Genomic DNA, 22,455 nt, shown 5'->3' on the forward strand with positions numbered 1-22,455 from the left:
TCGCCGTTTCGTCTCGCAATAACGAGCCGAGGCCTGTTTTTTGACGACTCACTCGATAAACCTGCTCCGTCGTCCTTCATTCAACTTCCATTTCTTCTAACACAATACTCCCATGCTTTCTCGTGTTGCTGAATCAATCTATTGGATGAGCCGTCAAGTTGAACGAGCGGAGAATCTTGCCCGGTTTTTAGAGATCACGCTGGGGATCGTGCTGGATCAACCCGAAAATTTGGTGGATCCATGGGAACCGCTTGTTCAGGTCACCGGCGACAATGAATGGTTCGCAAAGAAGTATGGCGAGGCCAACGCACAAAACGTGGTTCAGTTTCTCGCGTTTGATACCGAATACCACAGTTCGATGTTGACGTCGCTGCGGTGTGCTCGCGAAAACGCCAAAAGTGTTCGCGAGGGATTGTCGTCCGAAGCGTTTTTGCAGATCAACGAGTTCTATCACTTTGTGAACGATTCGGTCGCCGAAACGATTACCGATCCGACGGCCGAGTTCTTTGACATTGTGCGGCAGCATGCGTTGTTTTGGTCGGGCGTGCTCGACAGCACGATGGCTCACGACACCGGATGGCATTTCGCAAACCTCGGCCGGCTGATCGAACGGGCTGACAAAACGTCACGAATCTTGGACGTCAAGTACTTTAATCTGCTGCCTCGCGTCGATGACGTGGGCACCGCGGTGGATGATTTGCAGTGGTCGGCGTTGTTATTGGCGATCAGCGGATTTGAAACCTATCGCCGCGAACATCATTTGATGGACATCGAGAAAGTGGTCCACTTTTTCTTGTTCCATCGCACCTTTCCCCGATCGATTTTGTCGTGTGTCGCAGGGGCCGATGCCTCTTTGGACGCGATTGAAGAGGTGTCGAAGTCGGGGTCGGCGGGCGCGGCAAAGAAGCAGATGGCGGCATTGCGACATCGCATGTCCTCGACCAATGTCAAAGAGGTGTTGGCTGGGGGGATGCATCAGTTCATTGACAATTTGCAGCAAGAGCTAAACCAAATTGGTAGCTCGCTGAACCATGACTATTTCAATATATCGACGACTACATGACCATTCGTGTCGCGCTGCACCACCAAACGCGTTACCTGTATTCGCGTGCGATCCATTTGGGGCCTCAGTTGGTTCGGCTTCGCCCGGCGTATCATGGGCGGACCAAGATTGATGCGTACAACCTAAAAGTCGAGCCCAAGGATCACTTTGTCAATTGGCAGCAAGATCCGTTTGCCAATCCGATTGCCCGCTTTGTCTTTCAAAAGCCGACCAAAGAGCTTTGTGTCACGGTCGATTTGACCGCGGACATGACGGTGATCAATCCGTTCGACTTCTTTGTCGAATCGTATGCGGAAAATTGGCCATTTGATTACGATGCCGACGTCAAACATCAACTCGCACCCTACCTGACAAAACCAGTCGGGACGAAGAAATTTGACGAGTGGATCGCATCGCTGCCCAAGGCGACGACGTCCATCAACGATTTTTTAGTCGAAATCAATCGTTTGACCCAGCAGCGAATCAAATACTTGCTGCGAATGGAACCCGGCGTTCAAACGCCCGAGCAAACGCTGGATTTGGGCAGCGGTTCGTGCCGTGATTCGGCTTGGTTGTTGGTCGAAACGTTTCGCCAACTAGGGTTGGCTGCGAGATTTGTTTCAGGCTACTTGATCCAATTGGTTGCCGACGAAAAACCGCTCGAAGGCCCGGAGGGGCCGGTCGCCGATTTTTGTGATCTGCATGCATGGACCGAAGTCTTTCTGCCCGGTGCGGGCTGGGTCGGGCTTGATCCCACCAGCGGTCTGTTTGCGGGCGAAGGCCACATTCCGCTTGCCTGTACACCGTCCTACACCGGTGCCGCGCCGATCACGGGCGGTCACGAAGCGTGTGATGTCGAGTTTGAACATCGGATGACCGTGACGCGGATCTACGAAGATCCTCGCGTCACCAAGCCTTACTCGGAAAAACAGTGGTCCGAGATTCTGCGAAGCGGTCAACAGATCGACGAGCGTCTGCGAAAACACGATGTGCGGTTGACGATGGGAGGCGAGCCGACGTTCGTTTCCATCGACAATATGGAAGATCCTCAGTGGAATACCGACGCGGTCGGTGAAGAGAAGCGGGTGCTCAGCAACGTGTTGTTGTTGCGGCTTCGCGATCAGTTTGCACCGGGCGGTTTGTTGCATTATGGCCAGGGCAAGTGGTACCCCGGCGAATCGCTGCCGCGTTGGGCATTGACGTGCATGTGGCGTCGCGATGGGCAACCGGTCTGGAATGATCCGCAATACATTGCCGACGAAGGCAAGGATTATGGATTGACCGCCGACGACGCCAATCGATTCGTACAAAGTTTGGCGTCCGAGTTAGGGATCAACGCCAAGATGTCGTTCCCGGTTTACGAAGACGTCTTTCACTATCTGTGGCGAGAAAATCGTTTGCCGGTGGATGTCGATCCGACCGACCCGAAATTGGACGATCCCAACGAACGCGCGATGATGATGCGTACGTTTACTCAGGGGCTCAGCAAGCCGGTGGGATGTGTTTTGCCGCTGCGTCGGGCGTGGTGGCAAGCCAAGCCGGGATGGATCAGTGGTCGATGGCCGGTTCGCGCCGAAAAAATGTATTTGATTCCAGGTGATTCGCCGATCGGGCTGCGTTTGCCGCTTGAATCGCTGCCCAGTGGCACAAGTTCCAGTGCCGTGTTTCATACGACGCCTGCGGATCCGTTCGCGGCCCATCCTCCGCTGCCGCCGTTAGGGAAAGGCAACGAATCGGTCATTCTTGGCGGTGAAGAATTGGCGACGCTTCCGGTCAATGAGCAGACGCTCGACGAAGAGGATCCCGATGATTTACCGACCAGCGACGATGTGATTAGCACGGCGCTCTGTGTCGAGTGTCGCTTTGGGCGACTGCACGTCTTTATGCCTCCGACGCAGCGACTCGAAGATTACCTCGACCTGGTCTCGGCCATCGAGCAGACTTGCGTGAAGCTGGATGTTCCTGTGATCCTAGAAGGTTATCTGCCACCGCCGGATGACCGAATTGAGTATTTCAAGGTCACGCCGGATCCGGGGGTGATCGAGATCAACACCCAGCCGACTGAATCTTGGGACTCGTTGGTGCATCTCACCGAGACGCTCTACGAGGAAGCGAAACAGAGTCGACTTGGCGCCGAAAAATTTGACCTCGATGGTCGGCACACCGGCACCGGGGGTGGAAGCCACATCGTGCTTGGCGGATCGACACCGTCGGACAGTCCTTTCATTCGGCGACCGGATTTGTTAGCCAGCATGATCCGGTTTTGGAACAACCATCCTGCACTTTCGTATTTGTTTAGCAGTCGTTTTATCGGGCCGACCAGCCAAGCGCCGCGGATGGACGAAGCCCGTGTCGATGCGGTCTATGAAATGGAGATCGCACTGAGTCAACTCGATACGCTTGGCCCGAATCAACCACCATGGTTGGTCGATCGTTTGTTTCGTGATTTGTTGGTTGATTTGACCGGCAATACCCATCGCACCGAAATTTGCATCGACAAACTTTATTCGCCGGATTCATCGACCGGCCGTCTCGGGCTTGTCGAGCTACGTGGTTTCGAGATGCCGCCAAATCCGCGGATGAATCTCGCTCAACAGTTGCTGATTCGGTCGGCGATCGCAGTGTTCTGGGAGAAACCGTATCAAGAGCCGATGTCGCGTTGGCAAACCACGCTGTACGATCGCTTCATGTTGCCTCATTTCGTTTGGCAAGACCTTGGTGATTTGATCGATGATCTGAATCGTCGAGGGGCGACATTGCGTGCGGAATGGTTCGCACCGCAACACGAATTCCGCTTTCCAAAAATTGGCGAAGTCACTCACCAAGATGTCCAAATGAGACTGCGAAGTGGGATCGAGCCCTGGTATGTGATGGGCGAAGAACCGGGATCGGGTGGGACGGCTCGGTATGTCGATTCGTCACTCGAGCGGCTCGAGATTCTTGTCGACGGCATGGACTCGACTCGCTATGCAGTTCTGTGTAACCAAGTGCGAGTGCCAATGCATCCGACTGGGGTTCAGAATCAATATGTTGCCGGCGTCAAGTATCGCGCATGGCAGCCGCCTCGGTGTTTGCATCCGACGATAGGTATCCATACCCCGCTGCAGTTCGACATCGTTGATCTTCGCAATCGGCAATCGATTGGCGGGTGCCGTTATCACGCGGTGCATCCGGCAGGACGCAGCCACGAAAAGTTTCCGATCAATGCGAGCGAAGCGGAATCACGACGGGCCGCTCAGTTTGAACGATCAACCCTCAGTGGCAAAAAGTTTGATATTGCCGATCTCCCTCCGTTGGCAAATCGATGCGAATATCCCATCACGCTCGATTTGCGAAGGCATGTTCGGGCTTGAGTAAACCCGCACAGATTGCCTAATTGCCAAAGGCGGCAGGGGGAATGCGGAAATGAACGATTCGCGTCCCACGCATGCGAACAACCATTCCCACGTCATAGCCGAGCCACGGCAAACCCGACTTTCCCAATGCGGCGGTCTAACCTATTGCTTTGCAACAGGTTAGGTGGGTTTATTTAAACGGCACGCCGAACGGCTCTGTGGCGGGGAAAGCAAGAAAAGCTGGTGGATTTGAGCAAGTCGGGATTGCGGATCAACCGAATGACGACAGGCATCGCTTGATATAGACTGTGGCGACTGAGCGGCGATTCGCGTTTCGCAAGAAAGGCTCGCGTCGCTGGATATTTCTTGCTCCCTACTGCGAGTCTGATGGTTTTGACATCGCCCGTTGCCTCCTCGCCCTCGCTCGGCGATTACGTCGCCACGCCAGAACGTTTTGACGAATGCAAAACGCCAGCGGGGAAGTTGCGCCCCCACTGGCAGCCAGTTGCCGATTACCTGCAATCGCTCGGCAACCAGGGGATGAATGAGCGGGTGGCCACCATTGATGAACTGGTTCACGAAAACGGAACCACGTTCAACGTCGACAGCGAAGAGGGGCGGTTGGTGCGTCCGTGGCGATTGTCTTCGATCCCGCTTGTGATCGATTCGGCGTCCTGGTCCAAGCTCGAAGCCGGGCTCGCGCAGCGAACAATGGTCTTGGAAGCCGTGTTGAACGATCTGCTTGGCGATCAGCGGTTAGTCAAAGAGAAGATCGTTCCGCCGGACGTGCTGTGGGCGAACCCTTATTTTCAGCGTGCCTATCATCAGATGCCTAGCTGTGGCGGCAAGCGGTTGCATATCACCGCCACCGACATCGCCCGCGCTACCGATGGAACATGGTGGGTGACAAGTGACCGTACGCGAGCGCCAAGCGGGTTGGGTTATTTGCTCGAAAACCGTATCGTCACCACGCGTGTGTTCCCGCAAGTGGTACGCCAGTGCAACACGCGGCGACTGGCTTCCTTTTTTGATTCGCTGCGGAACCATCTTCGTTCGCTTGCACCCCGAATGCGTGATAACCCGCGAGTCGCATTGTTGACGCCGGGGCATGACAGTTACCGTGAATTTGAAGACGCCTACTTGGCTCGTTATCTTGGTTTGACCCTGGTCGAAGGCACTGACCTTGCCGCTCGGGGTGGCCAATTGAATCTGAAAACCTTGGGTGGTTTGCTTCCGATCGAAGTGCTTTGGCGACACGTGTCCGATCGTAAAAGTGATCCATTGGAATTGGATCCTGATTCGACCGAAGGGGTGACCGGATTGTTGCGATCGGTTCGCGAGCAAAACGTTGCGGTGGTCAATTCGGTCGGCAGCGTGATGGCGCAAACGCCGGCGCTGTTGCCGTTCCTGCCGGCCGCCAGCCAATTGTTGTTGGGGCAGTCGTTAAGTTTGCCCAATGTGGCCACGTATTGGTGTGGTGGCAAAAAAGAGTGCGATTACGTTCTCAACAATCTTGAATCGTTGGTCATTCGGCCGGCGTTTGTGGTCTCGGGCGTTCCTCCGGTTGCTCCGTCGACATTGTCGGCTTCGGCGCGTGACGAGTTGGTCGCGGCGATCAAGGCCAAGCCACGCGAATTTGTCGCTCAACAGAAATTGGCGCATAGCACGACGCCGGTTTGGACCAACAACCAGCTCGAGCCTTGGTATTTGGCGCTGCGTTGTTTTCAGTTGCAAACCGCCAATGGGGTCGAGGTTTTGCCAGGGGCGCTTGCGCGAGTCAGCCCGCGCGAACAGGAGCTCGATCGATCACACGCCAGCGGTCATTTGACGATGGATTGTTGGGTTTCGAGCACCCAGCCGATCGATACCGAAACCACGCTGCTGCCACCGCCCGACGCCGAAATTGCACTCAAACGAAGCGGCGACGAGCTGCCCAGCCGGGTGGCAGAGCATTTGTTTTGGCTGGGCCGTTATGCTGAACGCGCCGAAGCGATCACGCGGTTGCTGCGGACGACGATCGTTCGCGTCGCAGGCGAAAACGAGCTACGCGATATGCCCGAGATTCCTCGCTTGTTGGCCGCGTTGGCGGCGATCGGGCAGATCGAACCGGGTTATGCGGTGACAGGGCTCGATGGCAACTTGCCTCGCGTCGAAGACATGTTGCCCAGTTCGATCATGGACCGCAACCAACCTCGCGGATTGCAGGCCACGATTGGATCGATGGTGATGAACGCACGCTCGGTTCGCGACCGGATCTCCATCGATGCGTACCGGATCATCCAGCGTATCGGTAGCGATTCAACCGAGAAAACATCGCATCCCGGCGAGAATATGGGACGGGTCATCGAGCGGCTGAACCTGCTGATCACCGATCTGTTGGCGTTTGCCGGGGTTGCAAGCGAAAGCACCACGCGGACGCATGCTTGGCGATTTTTGCAGCTCGGGCGACGCATCGAACGGGCGGACCAAACCGCCGAATTGCTAAACGCCATGTTGGTCAATCCGGTCGACCCTGAAGTGTCGGTATGCGAAGGGGTGTTGGACGCGCTGGACAGCATGATGACTTATCGCTCGCGATACCTGAACTTGGTTCGTCCCGCACCGACCATCGATTTGTTGGTTACCGACGAAACGAATCCTCGATCATTAAGTTTTCAGTTGCACGAGATTGCGACGCTGATTAGCCAATTGCCCACCGGGGCAAAAGTGGTCGGTTTGGGAGCCGATGAGAAAATCGCCAGCCGGATGTTGCACGCATTGCGGATCGCCGATCCGATACAATTAAGCGAAATTGGCGCAAATAAAAGTCGTCCTCATCTCGAACGTTTGCTTGAACAATTGATTCGCGGATTGCCGAGTTTGTCGGATGCGATCGCAGCACGCTACTTGATCCATACGGGAACGACGCAAATCTTAACCGGAGTCAGCGTGGCGGAGGCGGATTAGCGAGGTGGTTCCCGATACCGGCCTCTTGTGAGAAAATGCGGTGTCATGTGAAAGTTGTGAATCTGTGTCGTCCATGATCCAATGGCTTTGAACCGTGCCTGAGTCATCCATTCGTTATCGCATCATCCATCGAACTCACTATCGCTACAGCGATTCGGTGGCGGTTTGCCAGAATCAATTGCGGATGCAGCCGAGCACGCGGCCCGGCGTGACTTGCCACCGTTCCGAGATTGCCGTGTTGCCCGAGCCGATGACGGTGACCGAGCACACGGATTATTTTGGCAATTGCGTTTACTCGTTCGCAATCGAAACGCTGCACAAGGAGTTAACGGCGGTTGCTACCAGCGAAGTCACCGTGGACCCGCCGTCGGTGGTGGGTGAATCCGGCGCGATCCCTTGGAACACAATTGTGGGCCAACCGGGCGACATTCGGCAGAGTCGCTCAGGACGCTATGTCGACGAATTTTGTTTCGACTCGCCGCGTGGTCAGAAGGAATCCAAGTATGCCGATTACGCTCGGGTGTCGTTCACCGATGGACGTGGGATTGTCGAGGCGACGTTGGATTTGACCAAGCGAATCCATCACGATTTCCGTTATGACACCTGTGCAACCGAAGTCAACACGCCGACCGCCGACGCGTTCGCGCTGCGTGCGGGAGTTTGCCAAGACTTTGCCCATATCCAAATCGCTTGTTTGCGTTCGATTGGATTGCCCGCACGGTACGTCAGCGGTTATTTGCGAACGATTCCGCCGCCGGGTGAAGAACGCAAGATCGGCGCAGACGAATCGCACGCTTGGATCAGCGTTTATTGCGGTCCCGAATTGGACTGGATCGATTTCGATCCCACGAACGCTTGCCAATGCACGACCGATCATATCCCGATTTGCATCGGTCGCGATTACGGTGACGTCAGCCCGATGCGGGGCGTGATCTTGGGCGGCGGCCAAACCTGGCTAAAGGTCAGTGTGGATGTCGAGCCGATCCAGCCGCTTGTGTGATCTCTTGTCGGGTTTGCCAACACCGGCAAAGGAGGACGCGCTTATGTCAAATCGCGGTCCTGCGGATTGGCAGGGTGGGAACCGGAAATCTCGGTAGCAAGCTGTTTGACCTTGGGGCGACGTTTGCGGCGGGTTTTATCGGGAATCATCGCCCGCATCGCTTCGAGTTTGCCAAAGCAGAGCAAACGGTCACCGGGTTCCAGTGTTCGTTTCAGCCTTGGGTTCGGGATCACGCTTGCGCCGCGATACAGCGTCAATACGTTGATGTCTTGTTCGGGCAGCCCCGATTGATCGATCGTTTTGCCGCAGAACTCCGAGCCTTCGGGGACATGGATCTCGGTCACTCCGTAGCCTCGGCTGACCGTCAAACGTTGACGAACGTCGATTTCGGCAAAATCAACTTGGGCTGAAACGTAATCGATGATCGCACCGGCGATGTCGAGTTGGGTGCACGATTCGATGCCCTCGAGCCCCGGTGACGAATTGACTTCCATCACTTGGGGGCCGTCGCTGCCTTCGAGCATATCGACGCCAGCCACACGCAGGCCCATGATTTGGGCACAGCGGACGGCGGTTTCGCAATAGGCGTCGTCGAGTTCGACCAATTCGGTGCGGCCGCCGCGATGCACGTTACTGCGAAACTCTTGTCCCTGAGCCACGCGTCGCATGGCTGCAACAACACGGTCACCAACGACGAATGCACGAATGTCGCGGCCGCGGCTTTCCGAAACAAATTTTTGCACTAACACGTTTTGCCGGGTGCTTTGCAGCGTTTCGATGATCGCTTCGGCCGTCTTGACCGATTCAGCCAAGATCACGCCGACGCCCTGTGTGCCTTCGAGCAATTTGATGATGATCGGTACGCCGCCGACACGTTCGATCGCCGGCAACACGTCTCGCTTTTCGCGTACGAAGGCGGTTTCGGGAATCCCGATGTGATGACGACTCAGAATTTGTAAACAACGCAGTTTGTCACGCGCGTTGGTGATCCCCGCCGAGCTGTTGGTGGTGAACACATCCATCTGTTCGAATTGACGAACCACGGCGGTTCCATAGAACGAGATCGACGAACCGATCCGAGGAATCACCGCGTCGTAGTCGCTGAGCAGTTTAGAACGAAAATAGAGATCGGGTTCGCCTTGCTTCAGATCGATCGAAAAGCGGAGCGTATTGAGCACCTTGGCTTGATGGCCACGTGACAATGCCGCCTCTTTTAGACGCTGCGTGCTGTAGCAGTTTGGGCTGCACGAAAGGATCGCCAACTTCATAAAAAGGGTCTCGAGGCAAAAATTTTAAGAGGGCTAGGTGATTTTGGCGTTCCAATGGGGCGGTGGCGGTGTGTCACCAGTGTTTGCGTTTTTTCTTTTTCGGACGTCCCCCAAAGAAGGATTGGCCCGGGTCGACTAGCATGCGTCCGCGAATGGCTTCACGCCCCATCAACATGCGAAACCCCATTTTGTTGCGATTGGCAAGTGTCAATTCGACTTGCCATGTGGTATCGAGCCAATGGACTTCGGTCAAGATAAAGATCCGTTTGGAAGCTTGCCCGCTGGAACTGCGAACGCTACGGACGTCGTGGACCGGAGCTTGGCAAGCGATCGTTTTGGCGTCGGAACGTTGGTGTGGTTGAACGTCAAAGCGAACCATGTCGACGCCATCAACATCAAAGGTTTCGATATTCAACGCATGCAAACTTGACGACCTCGCACCGGTGTCGATTTTCGCCTTGATATGACGTATTCCCAAACTTGGCAACGAAACCCATTCCCGCCATCCAATGATCCATTGGTCCTTGGTGGCGTAGGGATCGGGCGGAGCAGGTGGTTCGTCGAAAAGGTCGTCTGAATCTGTCGGAAATGTCAAAGCTATCGATCCCGATTCGCCAAGGAGGTCGTGGTTTTAGGGGCTTCGGAACAGCACCGGAAGTCAGAAACTCTCGAATATCCAGAGGTTAACCATCCCGGCGTCGCAGTGTCTAGACGGCAACTTTTCACAAATCAAATCGGTTCGCATGCCTCACGAATTGTGTTCGTGCTCCAACGCGTCGAGCAATTTGTCGGCGGCAGCTTCGATTTCGCTGTGGCCGTTCTGCGCCGCACGCTGCTTTGCCGCGATCAGGCCGCTGCGATGCACTCGCCGAAAGTCACCAAAGGGAAAATGGAACCGGCCTTTGGTCTGCTCGCCAGCGTCGGGATCGATCGCTAAGAACCACTTCGCATATTCATCCCAACCGTGCGATTGTAAGAATTTGTTTTCGTCATCGCTGGTGGGTTGTGAGTCGCCCCAGTCGCTATCGAGGACATATTGGTGTGACTCGACAAGAGATTTTGCTTTCTTTGTTGCTGCTGGATTGGGTTGGTACTCAGACATCGCGGTTACCTTTCGCTGGATCAAGCACTTCATCGCATGATGCCATTTTGGATGGCACCATGTTGTAGCAGGCCCTCATTACGAGAAGTGGAAAACGCGATCGCGATGGCGACCGCGTTAGTGAAATTGGTATTCGGGGTTGGATCTGTCGAAATCGGCGTCGGTCAATCCCACGTTCAGTTTCAGATCACAGTACAGATACCGCTCCATCAAAACGGGGTCTTCCGATTCACCCTCGGGCCAATCGAATGCTTCGAATAGGATCGGCAATCGTAGTTCGTTGTCGACATAGACCTTGGCGATGTGAAACGGCAAATGCTCTTGGCGAACCGGATGCACGACTTCGAAGTACTGGCATTTACGTCCATTGATTTCGACGTCTGGGCGGCTTTGCACACGCACGTGTTCGACCGACAACTCGGCATTCCCCACGTCGACTATGCGCTCGAGCAGTCGTCGAATGCCGAATTCGTGAATGGTGTATCGGTTGCCTTGCATCGCTAGCATGCTTGATGGCTCGATCATCGCGGTCATGAACCCGAGAACCTTGCCGCCTTTGCGGACAAGCATTCGCCCATCGTTGGCATGGCTGTCCCATAAAACTTCGCGTCCATGCATCGATTTAGGCGATTGAAATTTGATGTAGATGTTTGTGGACACATCGTCATTTTCGTCTTCGGGATAGATGTGCCGCACTTTGGCTTGGCAGCGTTTCGTAGGCTCGAGTCGGCCGTCGACACGCTCTTGTGCCAAGAATGTGCAGGTGTAGTCGCGGACCTGATGGCGGCATTGATCCAAACTCGCTTGGGCTTGTTGGACGAGTCTTTTGAGTTCCTGATGGTGTGCAGTGAGTTTCTCGGTTTCGGAGATCACCGAGTCGGGGGCGAGCCTCAGCGAGGCGTCGTCGTCGCCAAGCCGCGGGGGGCTCACGCGATCGGCGGTGTTGGCAGAGGCTAGAATTTCATCCGCGACCGAGCGAGTCGATGCGGGAATCAACAGTGCGACGACCAGGGGTACAGCAAGCAGGTAATCTCGTTTCATCGTCATTTTTCCAAGTTGAGTAATCAGCAAGTTGAAGCGATAGAAAAACAAAGCAGTCGCGTTTGACCGCAAACAGCGCGCCCATTGCGGACGAGAAATCGCTCGAAAATGCTCCGGCTTCGAACAGGCACAGACCATCCAGCGAGAGTCGGGGCCGGTGGACACTGGTCGCGGCCCGCCGGGCGACAGCAAAAATGGTTTCCGATGCGATTGCAGACGCCCCCCGTCGGTGCCGCCGCAAAGTCATGGCTTCCGCAGCTTTCCCCGTGATTTGCTGCGTGTTTTCTGCCTCGCTGGCTTTTCGGTGGGCCCGGCCCTTGTGAGTCCGACCCGGTTGCGATCTGTACTGATGGACTCGATTAAGCAATACTGACATCGCCGTGGGGCGGTTGCTGTGGTCTGATGGCATGACCAGCTGCGTCGAATGCCAGCTGCGTCAACGCCAACCCCTTCAAAAGCCCCGAAGCAGGGTTTTCGTTCCCCAACCTCGGTTTTGGTCCGTACTGCGCAGGATTTCGCCGAAAATTTCGTTGCAAAGGAACATTAAAATTGTCCGACGGATTGCCTCGGAAAAGGCCCACTCCAATTAAGATGAAGTCGTCCAAGGCGAACGCGACCGCGCCCGAAGAGAAGCCTCGCGTGCGAAAGATTGGGTCGTTGGTGAACCAATTGATCTCGCGGCGTGGCTATGCGCAAGTGGCGGTGGTCAACGAAATCCATGACGCCGTGATCGCACTGATCGACGAACGGATTCGGTCAAGTGTACGGATTGGCAACTTGAAACGAGGCGTGCTGGAGATCTACGCCTCGGATTCGGTCACGCTTCAAGAATTGAACTTTCAAAAACGAACGATCCTCAAAAAGCTGCAAAAGGCTCATCCTCAATCCAACGTCACGGGATTGAAGTTTCGCATCCAGGCCAATTGATCTGGTTGGTCGCTCGGCGATCCATCGTTCTGATCGCGGAGCGATCAGCGACAATCGGCCAATTTAAAACGAGATCCCTCCTACGCTTTCACGGCCCTATGTATTGCTCTGACGCCCGCTACCGATCGGACTGCTATGGATCGGCCCGCCACCGATCGGCCTGCTACCGATCGGCCCGCCAAGTTCGCGGGAGTTTCGTGTCCCGATGAAAGTGGTGTTCTTAACCGCAGGGGCCGCGGGGATGTACTGTGGCAGCTGCATGCACGACAACGCCACCGCTCGGGTGTTACGGGCATCGGGCATCGACTGTGTGCTGCAGCCGATTTACACGCCGATCCGCACCGACGAAACGAATATCGCCGAGGAACAAGTCTTCTTTGGCGGCATCCACATCTATCTGTTGCAGCAGACGCCGTGGATCCGGTTTGTGCCTCCATCGCTACGGCGGATTTTGGATTGGCCGCCGTTGATCCGGTTGGCGACAAGCCGAGCGATGTCCACCGACGCGGCAAAGCTAGCGGCGCTAGCGATCTCGATGCTAAAGGGGACCGAGGGGCGGCAAGCCGAAGAGGTGGGGCGACTGACCGATTGGCTCGACACGCAGATGCACCCCGATGTCTTGGTGCTTAGCAATCTATTGATCGGCGGAGCGTTGCCGACGATTCGCAAACGATTGCCCAACACAAAGATCGTCGTATTGCTGCAAGGCGATGATATTTTCTTGGATCATCTGCCCGATGCGGCGCGGGCCGAGGCGGTGGAGCTATGCCGAAAATTGGTGGCGTCGGTCGATCGATTCGTTGTCAACAGTCGTTTCTATGGCGACAAGATGGCAGCGATGCTCGAGATCCCGCCGTCAAAATTGACGACGATTCCGTTGTCGATTGATCTGCAGCATTTTTCGCCTCGAGAGGCATCGTCATCGCAATCCGAGACGTTTCGCTTGGGGTACATGGCGCGGGTGGCACCCGAGAAAGGGCTGCACCGGTTGGTCGATGCGTTTATCGAATTGGCGACACAGCAATCGCATTCGCAGCTGACGTTGGAGGTGGCCGGATGGCTAGGCGAAAACAATCACGCCTACCTTGAATCGCTTCGTCAACGAATCAGTAAAGCGAATTTGAGCGAGCGTTTCACGTATCACGGTAGCCCCTCGCTCTCGCAGAAAGCAGAATTTTTGCGGACGCTGGATCTGTTGTGTGTGCCGACCGAGTACGAAGACCCCAAGGGGCTGTTTGTGCTTGAGGCGATTGCATCCGGAGTGCCAGTGGTTTTGCCGGACCATGGCGCGTTCGGCGAACTCGTTGGTTCGACCGGTGGCGGCATCGTCGTGCCTGCCAATGATCATGCGGCATTGATGAACGGCATCGATCGGTTGGCCAAAGATTACTCGCTACGTCAACAGTTGGTCGCGTCGGGGATCGCCAATGTGGTCGAAAAGCATTCGATTGAGATCACAGCGAATCGTTTGAAACAGTTATTCGTCGAGCTGACCTCGGATTCATAACCCTCACTTCGCAACCTACTTCATGCCTTCACGACGCATCGTCAACTCGCGAGCGATCTCGCCTTTGACGTACTTGATGGGGACAAAGCTGTTGCCCTCCATCGGCACTTCGACTCGCACGGTCACTTCGCGAGTGTCACGTTTGATTTTCTTTGGGGTGACCTGAACGCGAACGTTGGTAAGGCCAAGCGAATTGAGAATGCCCAACGCCTTTGACTCCGTTTCCTCGGCGGTCGCACCGGGCAAGATGCCGGTTCGGGCCGCTTCGTAGACCGCGTTGTCCGCGGTATGTCGAATCATCGCCGCACGACAAAATTCAAACGCGGCAAAGAAAAACAGGAACAAGATCGGGACGACGATTGCAAACTCCACCAAGGCTGCGCCTCGTCGTGGGCGTCGTGGTCTTAGGTTGGTCATGGGGTTTTTGCCAAGGAACATTGGGGTGGGGGATATGGGGGATCGGTCGAACCAGACCCCGGCGTTATTCGGTCATCATGGTGGACAGCGTCAAAGCGATCTCGCGATAAATCTCTCGCAATTCATCACCGCTGGCGGCATGGAAAGTTTTGCCGTTGCCGATCGTTGCCACTTCTCGCATGCGTGCGGTGTCGGCGCCGGCACCAAACGTGATGGTATGAATCGTGATCCCATCGCGAGCAATTTCGTCCGCCGATTCACGCGGTTCACGTCCACGATTGTGCTTGCCATCGGTCATGACAATCATGGTCTTTTCGACAAAGTTGGCATCACGGCTGCGGTTCATGATGGCATGCCCCGCATCCATGCCCCGCGAAATGCTGGTGAATCCGCCGACCGGCATTGCTGCCATCGCGCGGGTGATCAAATTCAAGTCCTCGTTCAATTGAACGTCCTCTCGGGCGCGGTCGTTGTACGACGCCAAACCGACTTGTTCTTTGACCGGGGTGCCTTCGAGTGTGCTGGTAAAGATGTTGATGGCGTCTCGCAGATCGGCAATCTTGTCACCGGCCATCGATCCACTGCGGTCGACCACCAGCACAACGTCGCGCTCGATATAGGTCGCCGTTGACAACGCTTGTGGTTCAAAAAATTCAAACCCAACCATGTTGCCAAAGAACATCGGTACGGCACCGGCGGTCGAACCGTGAGTCCGTTTGCCATTGACCTTGACGCTGTTGATCGGGCGCTGGCCGGCAGTGAACTCGAATTTTCCCGATGCTGCTTCACGACTGGCTCCAAACGAAAAATCACTCGCATCGACGATCAGGGGATCGCCGTTGACGGTGTTGCGGAGTGCGATCTGTTGACCGCGGCGAATCGCGAGCCCTTCGTTGAACGTCTGCGATAATTCGAGTGCGGCTGCTTTGGCGGCTGCATCGGTGGCGCTGCGAAGTTCGGTTCTAGCCAGATGCATCTGGGCGATATCGACCGAGAAGGTGACCGCCATCATAAAGGCGACCATCATGATCACGATCAAAATCAGCATCGCACCTCGGCGACGCGATGCACCTCGACGACACGCTGCGGAACGGCGACACGCTGCGGAACGACGCAAGGTGGCTGGACGCAAAGTCGATTCAGGGGGGAATTGGTTCATCATCGTTATTCTTTCAGCATCACAACGCGTGCAATTAAGTCTCGGTTGGCAATGAACTGGCCTGCCAGCGGGCTGTTGGGTTGGGTGGGAGCAACGATTTCGACCGTAATCTCTTCGCCCCGACTGGCTCGCTCGGGATTGCGATCGGGAAAACGGACGGCGAAACCACGCACGTTGCGGGCGTTCAGGATGTTAATGGCGCGATCTTCAGCAGCGCTGGCGGTCGAAGTGCTCAGTGCTGCTTCGCGAGCTCCCTCGTACGCCGCCACACTGAGGGCTTGTTTCAAGAAGATAAAGCTGCTCGCTTCGATCGAACCGAACACCAACAACACCAAGATCGGCAAACAGACGGCAAATTCGACCGCAGCAACCGCGCGTCGCGAACGTCGGCTTGGACGCCGGCCGCTGGTGCGAACGAGTGAATGTGTTTCGTTAACCGGTCGCGGTTCGATCGTGCAACGGTCACAAGGATTTGTGGCTGTCATCGATTTCATGCCTCCCCTTCAGCGGCCGAAGGCGAAGGGGCGGCGGGCATCGCGGTTGGAACTCGCTCGATTACCGCGTTGAAATCCGCAGCGATGTGTTGCCAAAAATCGTCGTTGCGAAATTGCAGCGGCGTCACTGCGCGACCGTTGCGGACGTCGGCCAAGGCGTTTCGCAGTCGCAAAATCGGGCCGGCAAAACGATTCGTCAACTTCAGCGTGTCCCAGACAAAGGCGGGGATCAACGCCATCGTGATCACGAAAAATGGCATGAACCGCTGCATCGTATCGACAAACGTTTGTCCCCAATCGGCATCGGGTTGCTCGAACAAGCGAATCCAAATGGTCAAGGCAATCGCGTTGCACACAAAAAATGCGATCCAGTGAATCGCGATCTTGCGAAGCAAACTTCCTTGGACCTCGCGATCAACAAGCGTACGGCTGCGGCGTGATTTGGTCTGGCTCATGGTTTCGTCTACGACAATCGTGGGTGAAATGACTCGCGAACAGTCAAGTGGCTTAAGGGGGAGCAGGTGGTTTCGGTTGGACCAACTGGCGCCTCCTAGGGAACCGTAGGTCAGAGTTCTGCGAATCAATTCGCCCACGCACAAACTTGCCTCACCCCACCGTGATGAAATGCCGATTGCAGCGGCTGTAGCGATAAGTGCGTTTCGGTGCCCCCCGGATGAGACGAGTTGCGGTGCCGGCGTGAGTTTTGAAGTTGCGAGTTTTTCACAACCCGAAGCTTAAGCGAGGGAATCTCGATATTTTCTCGGTCCCTCGCTAAGGCGTCGGGTCAGGATTTGCCGGGAGAAACGACAGTAGCGCAACTTCAAAACGCGTGAGCGCGGATCGATCGCGAGCGACGCGCAATCTTGGGGACGCTTGCTGAGCCTGTATAGAATAGGCGACGTGAAATCCGGGGATGACCCAAAGTTCACTGCTAACAAAGTTTTCCGTTTGCCTATAAAGTCGCAATAAGCAAAACCTGCTCGTTCACGCGAGAACCTGAGATTAAGGAATGACGATGCATCAGTGTGCTCACCATCACACCGAAAATCAGAATTACGGATCGGCCTTTGCCATCGGCGTGGTGCTCAATGTGGTGTTTGTCGTGGTCGAGGCGGGGTACGGTTTCTACAGCCATTCGCTGGCCTTGTTGGCGGATGCCGGACACAATTTGTCGGACGTCTTGGGACTGCTGATCGCGTGGGGCGGCTATGCGTTGGCCAAAGTGCCGCCGTGCAACAAACGCACCTATGGATGGCGGAGCACGACCATTTTGGCGGCGTTATTAAATGCGTTGATCTTGTTGGTCGCGATCGGAGGGATCGCTTGGGAAGCGATTCACCGGTTTCAAGATCCTGCGGAAGTTGCCGCGCCGACGGTGATCATCGTGGCGCTAATCGGAGTGGTGATCAACACGATCACGGCGTTGTTGTTTATGAAGGGCCGACACGGCGATTTGAATATCCGCGGCGCGTTTTTACACATGGCGGCGGATGCATTGTTGTCCTTGGGGGTCGCGGTCGCAGGTGTCTTGATTCTGTATACCCAGTGGAATTGGATCGATCCCGCTACCAGTTTGTTGATCGCCGTGGTGATCTTTATCGCCACGACCGACCTGCTTCGCGAATCGATGAACTATGCATTGCAGGCGGTCCCCAAAAAGATCGACCTCGATGACGTCAATGCATACCTGCTGAGGCTGCCCGGAGTGACGGCTGTTCATGATTTGCATGTCTGGGCCATGAGCACCACCGAGATTGCCTTGACGGCTCATCTGGTCAAACCGCAGTTGGAAAACAACGATGCGCTGCTGAAAAAAATCGCTCATGATTTGGATCACGAGTTCCAAATCAGCCACGCGACGGTGCAAATCGAATCGAGTGTCGATGCTGCGAATTGCCGGCAAGCTGAGGCCGGATCGCTGTAAATTCACAGGGAAAAATAGAGACAGCTCCGTCATTGGCCACGCGTCATCTTTCCCGGGTCGCCAACCGCGAGGGCGATTGGCAGAGAATTCCGCCAAGGATTGAGCGTCTCTTTCAGCAGTTACTCCAAAACCGATGTCCCCTTTCGGTGATACTGAAATAACGTGTTCACGAAGTCGTTTTCGCACACAAAGCAGCGATATCCGAGGCGAAAAGGACTCGCAAAATCCTTGACGTGTTGATTAAAATAGTGTGTGTCCCGCCCCCCACCATTCCTTCCCACCCGCTGCCCCGCCAATTCGATGTCGGCAATTTTGATGCCGGCAAATTCGATGCCCGGCCATCGTTGTGGGCAATGTCACCCTAGCTAGTTGTCTCCCTCTGCCATGCCGAACCCTTCGTTTCTGTACGCGCCAATCCGAATGCTTGCAATGGTGATCGTTCTTGCACCGTATGCGGTAAGTGCGGAAACCCCTTCCGCGAAGTCGCCGATTCCGGCAGCAGCCACCGAGATGCTCGAGAACTCGTGTGTCGATTGTCATGCGGACGAGTCGGGCGAAGGTGGATTTGATGCGGCCGCATTGGGCTCCGATCTGGCCGACCCGAAAACGCTCGCAACATGGCAACGCGTTTTCGATCGCGTGGAATCGGGCGAGATGCCGCCGAGCGATGCCGAGGAATTGGACCCCGTCGACCGCAAGCGATTTCTCGACGCGACGGATCAGTGGATCACCTCGACTCAGTTGTCCGAATTTGCGAAGTTCGGCCGCGTGCAAGCACGGCGATTAACCACGTTGCAGCTCGAACGAACGCTGCACGAGTTGTTGTCAATCGATATCCCGTTGGCGTCGCTGGCTCCGGAGGATCCGCGTGTCGACGGATTCACCAATATCGCCTCGGCTCAAGCGATGTCGCATTTCCAGATCGAATCGCATCTGAACATTGTCGATGCCGCGTTGGATGAAGCATTTGATCGTGCTCTGAGCGATGATTCGCCTTTCGTCAAATCATTGACCGCAAAACAAATCGCGCGGACGAATCCCAACCGACGATGTCGCGAACCCGAGATGCTTGATGGAAAGGCCGTGGTGTGGGCATCCCGGTTGATCTTCTACGGACGCATCCAATCCACGACCGTACCCAAAGATGGTTGGTACCGCATGACCGTGACCGCATCGGCGATGAACAAGCCAAAGGATCATGGCGTGTGGTGCAGCGTGCGTACTGGATTTTGCACCTCGGGCGCTCCGCTGATGTCGTGGGTGGGCTCGTTCGAGGCGACCGACGAACCGATCGAGCGAACATTCGAGGCTTGGGTTCCCAAAGGACAGATGTTCGAAATTCGTCCCGGCGATTTAACCTTGAAACAAGGGCGATTCGCCGGAGGCCAGGTCGGGGCTGGCGAGGGAACACCGCAGAATCTTGCCGGAGTCGCCTTTCACCAAATGAAGGTGGAAGAGATTCATCCCGGGGGTGATGTCGACTCGGTTCGCAATCATTTGCTTGGAAGCTTGAAGCTCAGCAAGCAGGCTGATTCCAAACAGGCTGATTCAAAGAACAGCAAATCAAAACGTTTGCAGTTGTACAAACAGGTGACCGAGGCGGAATTGCGTGAGCAATTGAATCGTTTCGCTCATCGTGCTTTCCGTCGTCCCGTTTCCAAGTCGGAATTGCAGCCGTACACCACGATTTTGTCGCAAGTGCTTCGAGACGTCGGTGACCCACTCGAAGCATTGCGGGCGAGCTACCGTGCGATTCTATGTTCGGCTCGATTCATGTACCTGGTCGAACCTAAACCAACGGATTCGCCAAGCAACCTCGCTTCGCGAACTCCGCTGGATGATTTTGCAATTGCATCGCGTCTGAGCTACTTCTTGACTGGATCGATGCCGGATGCCGAATTGTTCAAGCTCGCTCGACAACAGAAACTTCGCGATCCCGAGGTGCTGATCTCTCAAGTCGATCGATTGTTCGATGGCGATGGGCAGCGTCAATTTGTTGCTGATTTCACATCGCAGTGGCTCGATTTAGTCGATATCAACTTTACCGAACCCGATCCCAAACTATACCCGCGTTACGATTCGGTGGTCGAGAATGCGATGTTGGCCGAGACGCATCGATACATCGACACGCTGCTCAGTCAGAACGCCAGCATCGACAAGTTGGTCCGTTCGGACTTTACGTTTTTGAACAGCCGTTTGGCACGCTTTTATGGCATCGACGGCATCGAAGGAGACGAGATTCGGCTTGTCAAACTGGATGAAACCTCGGCACGCGGAGGATTGCTGTCGCAAGGCGCGATTCTAAAAGTCACCGCAAACGGGACGACGACGTCACCGGTGCTGCGAGGCGTTTGGGTTTGTGATCGCATTTTGGGACAACCCGTTCCTCCGCCGCCTGAAAGTGTGCCTGCGATTGAACCGGATATTCGTGGTGCGAAAACGATTCGCGACCAATTGGAACTGCACCGCAATCACACCGAGTGTGCCAGTTGTCACTCGAAGATCGATCCGCCCGGTTTTGCACTGGAAAGCTTTGATGCGGCCGGCCAGTGGCGAGATTTTTATGCCATCTCGGGTAGGGGCAATCGCAAAGGTCCCAAGGTCGACCCCAGCTACCAACTTGCGGACGGCCGTGCGTTTGCAGGGTTCAACGAATTTCGTGACCTGATCGCCAGTGAGCGAGAAACGCTGGCTCGTAACTTTGTGGAAAAACTATTGGTCTACGGTACCGGAGCCCCGATTGCGTTCGCAGACCGTGCGGAAATCGAGCAGATAGTGAAATCCACTGCCGATGACCAATATGGAATGCGATCACTGTTGAACGCGGTGGTGCTGAGTCCGATCTTTTTGTCCAAGTAGCGTTTTCGTCCGAGCAACTGCCGAAACGATCAAACAACCGTCCTTTAGCTCGCCGTTGCATCCAAGAATTCGAATCAAAGCCCCGTTCATTTAACGAACTGGAAAAATCATGAACAAGAACGTTTATTTTAATCTCAAATCGCGTCTGAATCGCCGCACGGTATTGCGTGGTGCTGGGATCTCGATGGCGTTGCCATGGTTAAGTGCGATGCAGCCGACGTTCGCCAACGGCAAGAGCGAAAGCAAGCCGAAGCGACTTGTCACGATGACGCTTGGCTTGGGATTGGTCGCGGACAACTTGTTCCCCAACACCGGCGGACGCGACTATCAAGCGACGCCGTACCTTCGTCAATTGCAAGACCTTCGCGATCAATTGACGGTGGTTTCGGGAACCTCGCATCCTGGAGTCAAAGGGGGGCACCGCGCCGAAGCCAGCATTTTGACCGCCACACCGATGGGGTCCGCCGGTAAAGCGAAGAACTCGATCTCGATCGATCAACTGCTGGCCAAACACTTTGGCGATGCCACTCGATTTCCTTCGCTGGTGCTCAGCAACGGCGGATCGACCAGTCCGTCGTACACCGAAAATGGATCGATGATCCCACCGGAATCGTCGCCATCGCGTTTGTTCGCCAAGTTGTTTATCAACGATCCGCCTCAGCAGCGAAAGATCCAAGCTCAACGCGTTCACGAGGGACGCAGTATCATGGACCTGGTGGGCGAGGATGTGAAATCGCTCGAGCGGCAACTCGGTGCGGGGGACCGTAATCGTTTGGACGCCTATTTCACCAGCGTCCGGCAGCTTGAAAAACGAATGGAGTTGTCCGAGCGATGGGCCAAACTTCCCAAGCCGGTGGTCGATGCCAAGAAACCGGTCGACGTGGGGAACCCGAATGATTTGATCGCTCGCCAAAAAACAATGTGCGAAGTGATCAAGCTCGCTTTGCAAACCGATTCGACTCGCTACATCTCGTTTCATGTTCCCGGCAGCGGCGGGGTATTGCCGATTGAGGGCGTCGATGAAGGTTACCACTCGCTGAGCCATCATGGCCAAGATGAAGAGAAACTGGCTCAGCTTGCGATCGTCGAAGAAGCGTTTCTAGCTCAATGGGGCGAGTTTCTGAGGGATCTGAAAGAGACGGATGATTCCGGCACCTCGCTGTTGGATTTGACGACGGTCTTTTTGACAAGCAATTTGGGGAACGCGTCGAATCACGACAATCGCAATATGCCGGTGTTGTTGGCGGGCGGAGGGTTTCGCCATGGTCAACACCTCGCGTTTGATCGAAAAAACAATTACCCTCTGCCGAACTTGTATGTTTCGATGCTGCAGAATCTGGGCATGGAAATCGATCAATTTGCCACCAGCACCGGAACGATGAGCGGGTTGTCGAGCTAAACACCAGACTCGCGGTGTTTCCAGTCTCGCTGTTA

17 protein-coding genes are annotated in these 22,455 nt (G+C 55.4%); 9 read left to right on the forward strand and 8 right to left on the reverse strand.

The features are described 5' to 3' along the window. Nucleotides 1–112: 112 nt before the first annotated feature. The 4 genes from ABEA92_RS18045 (at nucleotide 113) to ABEA92_RS18060 (ending at nucleotide 8,323) form a co-directional block, all read left to right on the forward strand. Nucleotides 113–1,063: an alpha-E domain-containing protein gene (locus ABEA92_RS18045; protein WP_345685240.1), complete on the forward strand. Its 951-nt coding sequence runs from the start codon at nucleotides 113–115 to the stop codon at nucleotides 1,061–1,063. Further along, nucleotides 1,060–4,395: a transglutaminase family protein gene (locus ABEA92_RS18050; RefSeq protein ID WP_345685241.1), complete on the forward strand. Its 3,336-nt coding sequence runs from the start codon at nucleotides 1,060–1,062 to the stop codon at nucleotides 4,393–4,395. The genes ABEA92_RS18045 and ABEA92_RS18050 overlap by 4 nt, the downstream gene beginning before the upstream one ends. A 369-nt stretch (nucleotides 4,396–4,764) precedes the next feature. Continuing rightward, nucleotides 4,765–7,323 (forward strand): circularly permuted type 2 ATP-grasp protein, encoded by a 2,559-nt coding sequence (locus tag ABEA92_RS18055; RefSeq protein ID WP_345685242.1) that lies wholly within the window; start codon nucleotides 4,765–4,767, stop codon nucleotides 7,321–7,323. A 94-nt stretch (nucleotides 7,324–7,417) separates the two neighbouring features. Further along, a complete protein-coding gene (locus ABEA92_RS18060; protein WP_345685243.1) occupies nucleotides 7,418–8,323 on the forward strand; it encodes a transglutaminase family protein in 906 nt (301 codons plus the stop codon). Nucleotides 8,324–8,364: 41 nt separating this feature from the next. Here ABEA92_RS18060 and ABEA92_RS18065 read toward each other — a convergent pair whose 3' ends face one another. From ABEA92_RS18065 to ABEA92_RS18080, 4 genes are all read right to left on the reverse strand, one after another. Next, nucleotides 8,365–9,591, reverse strand: a complete 1,227-nt coding sequence (locus ABEA92_RS18065; protein WP_345685244.1) for a RimK family alpha-L-glutamate ligase — start codon at nucleotides 9,589–9,591, stop codon at nucleotides 8,365–8,367. Nucleotides 9,592–9,664: 73 nt separating this feature from the next. Next, the gene (locus ABEA92_RS18070) at nucleotides 9,665–10,186 is read right to left on the reverse strand and encodes an ATP-dependent zinc protease family protein (protein ID WP_345685245.1); all 522 of its coding nucleotides are present in this window, start codon (nucleotides 10,184–10,186) and stop codon (nucleotides 9,665–9,667) included. Between the two features lie 153 nt (nucleotides 10,187–10,339). Beyond that, on the reverse strand, nucleotides 10,340–10,693 hold the full coding sequence (locus ABEA92_RS18075; RefSeq protein WP_345685246.1) for a hypothetical protein: 354 nt from the start codon (nucleotides 10,691–10,693) through the stop codon (nucleotides 10,340–10,342). Nucleotides 10,694–10,810: 117 nt separating this feature from the next. Further along, nucleotides 10,811–11,734 (reverse strand): DUF1571 domain-containing protein, encoded by a 924-nt coding sequence (locus ABEA92_RS18080; protein WP_345685247.1) that lies wholly within the window; start codon nucleotides 11,732–11,734, stop codon nucleotides 10,811–10,813. A gap of 591 nt (nucleotides 11,735–12,325) precedes the next feature. Between ABEA92_RS18080 and ABEA92_RS18085 the strand changes: the two genes are divergently transcribed. Both ABEA92_RS18085 and ABEA92_RS18090 read left to right on the forward strand, forming a co-directional pair. After that, nucleotides 12,326–12,661, forward strand: a complete 336-nt coding sequence (locus ABEA92_RS18085; RefSeq protein ID WP_345685248.1) for a DciA family protein — start codon at nucleotides 12,326–12,328, stop codon at nucleotides 12,659–12,661. A 205-nt stretch (nucleotides 12,662–12,866) separates the two neighbouring features. Further along, a complete protein-coding gene (locus ABEA92_RS18090; protein ID WP_345685249.1) occupies nucleotides 12,867–14,168 on the forward strand; it encodes a glycosyltransferase family 4 protein in 1,302 nt (433 codons plus the stop codon). A 15-nt stretch (nucleotides 14,169–14,183) separates the two neighbouring features. Here ABEA92_RS18090 and ABEA92_RS18095 read toward each other — a convergent pair whose 3' ends face one another. From ABEA92_RS18095 to ABEA92_RS18110, 4 genes are all read right to left on the reverse strand, one after another. Further along, a complete protein-coding gene (locus tag ABEA92_RS18095) occupies nucleotides 14,184–14,585 on the reverse strand; it encodes a TadE/TadG family type IV pilus assembly protein (protein WP_345685250.1) in 402 nt (133 codons plus the stop codon). Nucleotides 14,586–14,649: 64 nt separating this feature from the next. Then, the gene (locus ABEA92_RS18100) at nucleotides 14,650–15,747 is read right to left on the reverse strand and encodes a vWA domain-containing protein (RefSeq protein WP_345685251.1); all 1,098 of its coding nucleotides are present in this window, start codon (nucleotides 15,745–15,747) and stop codon (nucleotides 14,650–14,652) included. A 2-nt stretch (nucleotides 15,748–15,749) separates the two neighbouring features. Next, on the reverse strand, nucleotides 15,750–16,229 hold the full coding sequence (locus ABEA92_RS18105) for a TadE family protein (RefSeq protein ID WP_345685252.1): 480 nt from the start codon (nucleotides 16,227–16,229) through the stop codon (nucleotides 15,750–15,752). Between the two features lie 5 nt (nucleotides 16,230–16,234). After that, nucleotides 16,235–16,693 (reverse strand): hypothetical protein, encoded by a 459-nt coding sequence (locus ABEA92_RS18110; protein ID WP_345685253.1) that lies wholly within the window; start codon nucleotides 16,691–16,693, stop codon nucleotides 16,235–16,237. Nucleotides 16,694–17,253: 560 nt separating this feature from the next. On the opposite strand from ABEA92_RS18110, the gene ABEA92_RS18115 reads away from it, so the two are divergent. From ABEA92_RS18115 to ABEA92_RS18125, 3 genes are all read left to right on the forward strand, one after another. Then, complete coding sequence (locus ABEA92_RS18115; RefSeq protein WP_345685254.1) at nucleotides 17,254–18,162, forward strand: cation diffusion facilitator family transporter; 909 nt, start codon at nucleotides 17,254–17,256, stop codon at nucleotides 18,160–18,162. 429 nt (nucleotides 18,163–18,591) lie between these two features. Further along, the gene (locus tag ABEA92_RS18120; RefSeq protein ID WP_345685255.1) at nucleotides 18,592–21,021 is read left to right on the forward strand and encodes a DUF1592 domain-containing protein; all 2,430 of its coding nucleotides are present in this window, start codon (nucleotides 18,592–18,594) and stop codon (nucleotides 21,019–21,021) included. A gap of 109 nt (nucleotides 21,022–21,130) precedes the next feature. Further along, a complete protein-coding gene (locus ABEA92_RS18125; RefSeq protein ID WP_345685256.1) occupies nucleotides 21,131–22,420 on the forward strand; it encodes a DUF1552 domain-containing protein in 1,290 nt (429 codons plus the stop codon). The last annotated feature ends 35 nt before the right edge of the window (nucleotides 22,421–22,455 follow it).

This window comes from Novipirellula caenicola, assembly GCF_039545035.1.
GTDB classification, from domain to species: Bacteria; Planctomycetota; Planctomycetia; order Pirellulales; family Pirellulaceae; genus Novipirellula; species Novipirellula caenicola.

What these genes read in the sequence shown, in the direction of transcription:
- ABEA92_RS18045 (WP_345685240.1), top strand. Translation starts at nt 113, where the DNA reads ATGCTTTCTCGTGTTGCTGAATCAATCTATTGGATGAGCCGTCAAGTT.
- ABEA92_RS18050 (WP_345685241.1), top strand. Translation starts at nt 1,060, where the DNA reads ATGACCATTCGTGTCGCGCTGCACCACCAAACGCGTTACCTGTATTCG.
- ABEA92_RS18055 (WP_345685242.1), top strand. Translation starts at nt 4,765, where the DNA reads ATGGTTTTGACATCGCCCGTTGCCTCCTCGCCCTCGCTCGGCGATTAC.
- ABEA92_RS18065 (WP_345685244.1), bottom strand. Translation starts at nt 9,591, where the DNA reads ATGAAGTTGGCGATCCTTTCGTGCAGCCCAAACTGCTACAGCACGCAG.
- ABEA92_RS18075 (WP_345685246.1), bottom strand. Translation starts at nt 10,693, where the DNA reads ATGTCTGAGTACCAACCCAATCCAGCAGCAACAAAGAAAGCAAAATCT.
- ABEA92_RS18080 (WP_345685247.1), bottom strand. Translation starts at nt 11,734, where the DNA reads ATGAAACGAGATTACCTGCTTGCTGTACCCCTGGTCGTCGCACTGTTG.
- ABEA92_RS18085 (WP_345685248.1), top strand. Translation starts at nt 12,326, where the DNA reads ATGAAGTCGTCCAAGGCGAACGCGACCGCGCCCGAAGAGAAGCCTCGC.
- ABEA92_RS18090 (WP_345685249.1), top strand. Translation starts at nt 12,867, where the DNA reads ATGAAAGTGGTGTTCTTAACCGCAGGGGCCGCGGGGATGTACTGTGGC.
- ABEA92_RS18095 (WP_345685250.1), bottom strand. Translation starts at nt 14,585, where the DNA reads ATGACCAACCTAAGACCACGACGCCCACGACGAGGCGCAGCCTTGGTG.
- ABEA92_RS18100 (WP_345685251.1), bottom strand. Translation starts at nt 15,747, where the DNA reads ATGATGAACCAATTCCCCCCTGAATCGACTTTGCGTCCAGCCACCTTG.
- ABEA92_RS18105 (WP_345685252.1), bottom strand. Translation starts at nt 16,229, where the DNA reads ATGACAGCCACAAATCCTTGTGACCGTTGCACGATCGAACCGCGACCG.
- ABEA92_RS18110 (WP_345685253.1), bottom strand. Translation starts at nt 16,693, where the DNA reads ATGAGCCAGACCAAATCACGCCGCAGCCGTACGCTTGTTGATCGCGAG.
- ABEA92_RS18115 (WP_345685254.1), top strand. Translation starts at nt 17,254, where the DNA reads ATGCATCAGTGTGCTCACCATCACACCGAAAATCAGAATTACGGATCG.
- ABEA92_RS18120 (WP_345685255.1), top strand. Translation starts at nt 18,592, where the DNA reads ATGGTGATCGTTCTTGCACCGTATGCGGTAAGTGCGGAAACCCCTTCC.
- ABEA92_RS18125 (WP_345685256.1), top strand. Translation starts at nt 21,131, where the DNA reads ATGAACAAGAACGTTTATTTTAATCTCAAATCGCGTCTGAATCGCCGC.